Raw genomic sequence first — 6,756 nt, forward strand, 5'->3', positions numbered from 1 at the left:
TGTGCCGGCGCGCCCGGGCGGCGCGCGGGCCGTCTCGGGGCTCCGACGACCGGCCGGTCGTCGGAGCCAGGAGACTGCCCACCTCGTACGGTCACGCGGGTACGTGACATTTCGTCAAAAAATTCATCCGTACCCGGGGTTGCCCCTCCGCACGGACCATTCCTCCGCCCGGGCAGGCGGCGTCCTCCGCCAACAGCCTTTCGAGTGGGGCGACGTTCCCCGCCCGGGCCGCCACCAGGAAGGTGACGAGGAACCGTTGGTGGTCGGCGGCTGAGACGCTGGCCCGTTTCTGCGCGGCCAGTCGCTTGCGGGCGCGGCTCACCAGTTGGCGCACGTTGACCTGGGACTGTCCGATGACCTCTGCGATCTGCCCGTAGGGGTACCCGAACGCCTCCCGGAGCACGTACGCCGCCCGTTCCACGGGCGTGAGCCTCTCCATGAGCATCAGCACCGCGACCTCCAGCGCTTCCGCCTTCTCGGTGCTCACCGCTGGATCGCTCATCGGATCGAGCGACTCCGGTGGCCGGTGGCCGACGTAGTTCTCCCGGCGGACTCTCGCGGATTGCAGCGCGTTGATCGTCAGCCTGGTCACCATCGTGGTGAGGAAGGCGGCGGGGTTCTGCACCTTGGAGCGGTCGTAGGTCTGCCAGCGGATCCAGGCTTCCTGGACGACGTCTTCGGCGTCGCCGATGTTGCCGAGCATCCGGTAGGCGATCGCGAACGTGATGTTGCGGACGTCGTGGAACGCCGTTTGTGCGTCCATCAGGTCCTCGGTGCACTCCGCGGACTTCGACGGCATGGTTCTTTTCCCTGCGTTCGGTGCGTTGGCCGGCTGTCGCCGTCTCCCGCGTGGAAGCGACGACGGGCCGCCTTCCTCATCCGTGGGCGGCGTGCCGGGCGTGCGAGTGCGTGCGGAACACCGGTGCGGGCGTCACGGTCGTCGTGGTCCCGGCCGCGTCCGGGGCGACCGCACTCGTGTCGTCGGCGCCGAGTCGGTGTTCCCCCAAGGTGCCGTTCGCAAGCGCGGAGCGTCGTCGGCCCCCGAGGAGCGCTGCGGCCAGGCCCAGGGCGCTCCACAGGGCGAGGACGACGATGTGTCCTGCGGACGCGTTCCCGTCGAAGTAGGCCGTGCTGCGCAGAAGGCCCGCGCCGGCACCCGGCGGGAGCCACTGGCCGATTTCGTCCACGGCCTTGGGCAGCAGTTCAGGTGCGGAGGTGCTGCCGGAGAAGGGGTTCCCCACGAAGACCATGAGTGCGACGCTGAGGGCCAGCCCGGGGGGACCGATGAGGGTGACCAGGCCGAAGCTGGTCGCGCTGATGGCGAGCAAGGTGAAGGACAGGGCCGCCCAGGTGGCCAGGTGCTGGTGCGGCAGGGCACCGAGAAGGCCTTGGGCGATGAGGTAGGCGGCGAGTCCCGTCACGGCGCACGCGGCGACCAGGTCGACCAGCCTGCGGCGTACCGAGACGCGGCCGGGTGTCAGCGCGATGAGCGCTGCGATGATGATGCTGCACACGGTGAGCGGGAGAAGGGCCGAAACGAAGACGACGCCGCGCGGGTCGCTCGCGGAGATCGGGACGATGTCGACCGTCTTCACCTTCACCTTGGTGATCTTCTTCGCGGCGGCCTTCTTCTGGGCGGTGGACCGGACGGACGCGTCGCCCGGTGGTGTCGGGTCCTTCACCGCCGCTTTCGCCGCCTGATCCGCCAGGTGCTGGCCGGACGTGGTCAGCAGCTGGGCGACGGGCATGCTCGCGGCGGTGGCCTCCAGCACGGTGACGTGGCCCGGAGTGATGACGAAGGCGCCGTAGATCTCCCGGTGCTTGATCGCTGAGCGCGCCGATGCCTGGTCCGTGTAGAGGTGGAAGTCGAATCCGTCCGGCTTGCCGTGCGTCAGTCCCTCGACCGCCTTCTGGCTGGCCGTGCTGGTGCCGACGACCCCTACCGGTAGATCGCGGGGCGCGATGCGCGACGCGGGCCACGCGAACGCCATCACGGCCAGAGAGATCACCAATGGCAACGCCACGGTCGCGATGACGGTCCTGTGCCATGACTGCAGCCCTGTCGATGGCTTTTTCACGCCATGCCTCCACAAAGACGAATGATCATTTTATTTACTGCTCCAGTGTGGGGATGCCGCGGGAAAACGTCAAGCCGAACATTCGTTTTCTTTTGGCAAGGGGGTGCCGCACCGGGCGTGACCTGCTCGGCTACGCCTTCTGGACCGTTGTGGTGTCACCGGCGGGCACCCCACCGTCGTGAAGGATGAGGACAAGGTTCCCGTCCGCGCCCAGGAGCGCCGCGATGGTGCCCACGATCAGTGCGGCACGTCGCCGCAGGCGCGGTGGCGCGATGAGCGTGCCGCACGGGCGGTGGGCGTGGTCCGCCCGGTCGCCCGGCCCCGTCGCCGGGTCGTCGGCCTCGGTCCCGTCCTCGTCGCTCATCGCCCCGGCCAGTCGGGCAGCAGCCGGGCCGAGCCCTCCAGGCGCACCCGGCACTTCGTGCGGGCCGGGACCGGCAGATCCCACAGAACCGCGTAGAAGTGCACGTCGACGCCGATGGCCGCGGCACGGCCCGAGTCCGCGTCGACGACGTGCGGGAGCGTGTACGCGATGTCGAACCGTACGAGGGGCACGACGTCGGTGATGCCGTTGAGCGTGAGCATGGCGATGGGTGCCTGCGGGGCGGTGGTCCCGTCATGGCCGTGGTTCCGGGCCGGCCGGAGCTGCCCCGTGGACCCGGCGAGGTGGCGCCCCACATCCGTCCGGGGCCACCATGAGCGTCGCGGCCGGCCCTTCTCGACGGCGTCCGATATCCGAAACCGCACCAGACCTCCGGTCGGTCCTTCGGCGTCGTCGCCGACGAGGAAGGCTTCCCCCAAGTGCAACGTGAGGTGTGAGGCGGTCCGACCCGGGCGCCGACTGCGCAGCCGGCCATCGGCCTTCCCGGTGCCATGTCCGATGTCGGGTGTCGTGCGCGCGACGCTCGGGCGATCTCCGTCGTCCGGAAGCGGCGGTTGGGGGGAGTGGGGCATACCGGACTGCCTTGGGGGAGCTACGGGTGGGGATCTGGGTGGTGCGGCCGGATACGGCGTGCGCCGCTGCGGGCGGAACGTTCGGCGGAACCGGTACTCGTGCCGGGCGGGCGCACGCGGACGTTGTGCACGAGACCGGTGAACGAGCCGAAGAGCACGATGAGGAGGGCGCCCGCGACGGCGTCGGCGAGATAGTGGTTGCCCGTCGCGACGACCACGAGAGTGGTCAGTACGGGGTAGGCGAGGCCGCAGCCCCGAAGCGTCTTCCGGCGGGAATGCCGGAACAGCAGCCACCCTGACCACACCGCCCAGCCGACGTGGAGCGACGGCATGGCCGCGTACTCGTTCACGAGGCCGCCAAGCCCCTGCGGCGCGCTGGTCTCGCTGCTCCACCACCCCCAGTGCTCGACGTCGGCCACGATGTCGTGGATGTCGCCGTCGCTCAGCAGGCGGGGCGGCGTGGTCGGGAAACGCCAGTACGCGACGAGGGCGGCCAGTGTCACCGTGGCGAGCCAGGTGCGTGCGCCGCGGTAGTGCGCGGGGTGCCTGCGGTGGAGCCATATGAGGACGGCAGGCGTGACGACGTAGTGCAGCGTGGCGTAGAAGTACGCGGCGGCGACGGCCAGGACCGGCAGCTGGTGCAGCACCTGATTGAGGGACTGCTCCGGTGCCATGTGTACGGCGTTCTCCCAGTGCTGGATGCTTCGGCCGTTGCCGTCCGCGGTGGCGTCCCAGCCCCGTTGCAGCCCGCGGGTGGTTTCGTAGACCGCGTAGAGCATCCCGACCAGCAGCAATTCCGCCCACCACCGCGGCGCGCGGCTGTTCGGTGGACGTGAGGCGCGGGGAAGCAGATGCCGGATGAAGCGGGCCGTGTTGGCCATCGGACGTCCTCAGGCCATCGCCGCGGGCTGCCGGGCGAGCCAGTCCCGGGTGAGCGAGTAGCCCGCTCGGAGCAGCCGCGGGGTGTCGTGGAAGTCGATGAGGCTGACCACGGGCGTGGTGGCGGCCGGCAGTCGTAGAACCGACCCGCGCACCGCCGCCACGTCCCGGCGTTCGCGCTCCTCCAGCATCTTTCCCACCGCCTGGTAGGCGGCGAGCAGGGCCGTCCGTGCCCGGCGGCCGGTCTGTTCGGAAACGGCGGCGGGCAGGAGGTAGATGGTCGTCGCACCCAGTGCCTCTGCCTGGAGAACGGGCGTGTCCGCCGATACGGCGCCGTCGACGAGGCGACGCTGCCCGACGCGCACAGGGGGGTACAGGCCCGGGACGGCCGCTGAGGCCAGCAGGGCCGAGACGGCGTCGCCCCGGGAGAGGACCACCGCAGCGCCGGTCTCCACGTCGGTCGCCACGACGTGCACCGGAACGGTGACGTCTTCGAGGCGCTCGACGCCGACCCCGAACCTCAGTACCCGCCGCAGCGCGGTGCTCGAGACCGCGGCCTCGCTGTGCCCCAGCGCGGCCCGGATCACGGTCCACGGCGAAATCGGCGCCACGTGACGCCGCTTGATGTTCAGCCACAGGGTTCCCAGCCGGTCGACGCCTTCGGCGGTCGGGTCGGCCGCGAAAGCGGCGCCGTTGAGCGCGCCGGCCGAGGACCCGATGATGAGATCGGGCGTGATGCCCGCCTGTGTGAGCGCCCGCAAGGCGCCGACCTGCGACGCACAGAGGCTGCCACCGCCCTGGAGAACGAAGGCCACGGTTTCAGGCGGGGTGGGCCCGGTTGGCAAAGGTGAGGCGGGAGCCCCGCCATCCCGCGCAACCCGGCGTGCGGTCAGTGCCGGCCCCGGGGTGGGCACGGTTTCCACGGCGCCTCCTAACTTTCCGAGAACAACCATTCCGTTTTGCGGTGCCCATCCTGTGGCACAAGGGATCACCCGTCAAGCCGAACGTTCGTTTTTTATTGGCTCGAGGGGTGTGCGCACGCCTGCAAGGTGATCCGGCGTGCTTACGTCGTGCCGCTCGCGGGACGGGCGACGCGCATGAGCAGATCGCCGAACTGCGCGCGCTCGCCCGGGCTCATTTCGGCTGCCGTCGACGGTGATCGCCGAGCGGATCGGCTGGGACCGCGGCCTGACCGTGCTCAAGGACCGGGTCCGGGACCTGCGGCGAGGCGCGGTTGCGCAGGGGAGGTGTGCTGGTTGGGGTTGCGCGTGCGGGTGAGGGGGCGGTGGCCTGGGATGCGCATTGGGCGGGTCGACGAGGGCCTGTGTGGTTGCGCACGGCAGCCCTTTTGGCGGTGCTGCGCGAACGGGTCGTGTGCTTGTTGCGCAGGGGCCGCTTGGGGGCGGTGTAGCAATTCTGCTTGAGGTCGGGCGGAGACGCTGTGCCGGCAATCGCAAGTCAATGCACGCCAGTTGCTCGCCGTCAGGGAGAGCTGGGAACGGCTTGCGGAAGCTGGGGGCTGCGCCGCGGTTTGAATGGAGTGTGGGCACGGGGGTCGTGGGTCGTGGGTGATTCATGGTTGTCCTTGGGTGCGGCAGGGGCATTTGCGGGCGCGGCCGTCGGGGTCGGTGGTCCAGCCGTGGTCGCATTGCCGGCAGTAGGCGGGTTGTTCGGGGTGTGTGGTGGGTTTTGGTGTGGTGGGGGGTGTCCAGTGTTGGAGCTGGCGGTTCAGGTCGTACCAGGTGGGTTTGCGGGCCATGGCGGTGGCTGCCTGGGTGAGGAGTTGTTCATGGATTCCGGTGGCGAGGAGTGCCTCGGCGGTGTGGGCGATGCGGCCGGGGGCGAGGGTGGGGACGGGGTGGCCATGGCGGTGGCGGACGTTGGTCCAGTCGTCGGCGATCCGGGCGGCAGCCGCTGCCTGCGGGCTGGCCGGTTCTGACCCTGCTGGTGCGGGCGTCCCGGCGTGGGCAGTGCCGGGGCGACGGCCCTGCGGGGTGATAGGGGCTGCTCGCGGTCCGGATGGTGCTGGTCCTGCTGGTGCGGGCGTCCCGCTGCCGGCGGTGATTGGGGTGTGGTTGTGCGGGGTGGCCGGCTCTGCTGGGGGGCTGCCGAGTGGTGTTGTTGTCGGTGCGAGTGCGTTGGTGCGGGCATCGCTTGGGCCGTTGCCGTTGCCGTTGCCGTTGCCGTTGCCGATGGCGGGACGGCGCGGGTGCTGTGGTGGTGGCGTTGCGGGTGGTGGGCCAGCCGGGGGTGTTGGCTCGCTGTCCGGGTGTGCTTGTGGGGTGGGGGTGGTGGTCTCTCTCTTCGGTATAGGGGCGTATGGGTGGTCGGGTGTGGTGGGTGGGGAGGAGGGAGAGGAGTTCTTTCTGTCTTGCTTGTTCAGTCTTAGTTCTTTAGCCGACGGGTTTCCGGCGGTCGGCTGTCCGGCGGCCGGTTCGCCGGTCGTCGGCTTACCGACTGCCGGTTCGCCGACTGTCGGGAACCCGTCACTCGGGTCGGCCTGCGCGTTTTCGGGGTTCTGGCCGCCGGGGGCTGGGGGAGTGGCGTCTGTGATGGCGGGCTGGGGCAGGGTGCTGGGTCCGGCTGGCCCGGGTCCGGCTGAGGTGCGAACGGCTGGGGCGGTGCCGGGTCGGGCGGGTTCGACTGGGGTGGGGCGGAGGCGTGGTTGCGGGGGTCGAGCCAGGTGGGTTCGACGCGGATGGCGCGTGTTCCGGTCACGTGGGCCAGGAGGTGACGGATGTCGTCATGCTGGTGGGGCAGGCCTGCGACGGAGAATTCGGTGCGCCAGGTGCCGTCGGTGGCGTTCTGGATTTTGAGTTTGACGATGTAGCCGCAGTCGACGAGG

General features: G+C 70.1%; 7 protein-coding genes. 1 reads left to right on the forward strand and 6 read right to left on the reverse strand.

Features of this window, described 5'->3' with window-relative positions; all coding sequences use genetic code 11:
• Window positions 1-91: 91 nt before the first annotated feature.
• Together ABZ479_RS41380 and ABZ479_RS41385 are read right to left on the reverse strand one after the other, a co-directional pair.
• Window positions 92-799, reverse strand: coding sequence for a sigma-70 family RNA polymerase sigma factor (locus ABZ479_RS41380; RefSeq protein ID WP_500466409.1), 708 nt, complete (start codon window positions 797-799; stop codon window positions 92-94).
• Window positions 800-875: 76 nt separating this feature from the next.
• Window positions 876-2,078, reverse strand: a complete 1,203-nt coding sequence (locus ABZ479_RS41385) for an ABC transporter permease (protein WP_500466410.1) — start codon at window positions 2,076-2,078, stop codon at window positions 876-878.
• Between ABZ479_RS41385 and ABZ479_RS41390 the strand changes: the two genes are divergently transcribed.
• On the forward strand, window positions 2,048-2,260 hold the full coding sequence (locus ABZ479_RS41390) for a hypothetical protein (RefSeq protein WP_500466415.1): 213 nt from the start codon (window positions 2,048-2,050) through the stop codon (window positions 2,258-2,260). The two genes, ABZ479_RS41385 and ABZ479_RS41390, sit on opposite strands and share 31 nt — an antisense overlap.
• Here ABZ479_RS41390 and ABZ479_RS41395 read toward each other — a convergent pair.
• The 4 genes from ABZ479_RS41395 to ABZ479_RS41410 all read right to left on the reverse strand — a co-directional run bounded on the left by ABZ479_RS41395 (window position 2,209) and on the right by ABZ479_RS41410 (window position 4,834).
• The gene (locus tag ABZ479_RS41395; RefSeq protein WP_500466411.1) at window positions 2,209-2,442 is read right to left on the reverse strand and encodes a hypothetical protein; all 234 of its coding nucleotides are present in this window, start codon (window positions 2,440-2,442) and stop codon (window positions 2,209-2,211) included. The two genes, ABZ479_RS41390 and ABZ479_RS41395, sit on opposite strands and share 52 nt — an antisense overlap.
• On the reverse strand, window positions 2,439-2,663 hold the full coding sequence (locus tag ABZ479_RS41400) for a hypothetical protein (RefSeq protein WP_500466412.1): 225 nt from the start codon (window positions 2,661-2,663) through the stop codon (window positions 2,439-2,441). Before ABZ479_RS41400 ends, ABZ479_RS41395 begins: the two co-directional genes overlap by 4 nt.
• Before the next feature lie 389 nt (window positions 2,664-3,052).
• A complete protein-coding gene (locus tag ABZ479_RS41405; RefSeq protein ID WP_500466413.1) occupies window positions 3,053-3,913 on the reverse strand; it encodes a phosphatase PAP2 family protein in 861 nt (286 codons plus the stop codon).
• Between the two features lie 9 nt (window positions 3,914-3,922).
• On the reverse strand, window positions 3,923-4,834 hold the full coding sequence (locus ABZ479_RS41410; RefSeq protein ID WP_500466414.1) for a patatin-like phospholipase family protein: 912 nt from the start codon (window positions 4,832-4,834) through the stop codon (window positions 3,923-3,925).
• Window positions 4,835-6,756 lie beyond the last annotated feature (1,922 nt).

Source organism: Streptomyces sp. NPDC005722 (assembly GCF_040630935.1).
GTDB lineage: Bacteria > Actinomycetota > Actinomycetes > Streptomycetales > Streptomycetaceae > Actinacidiphila.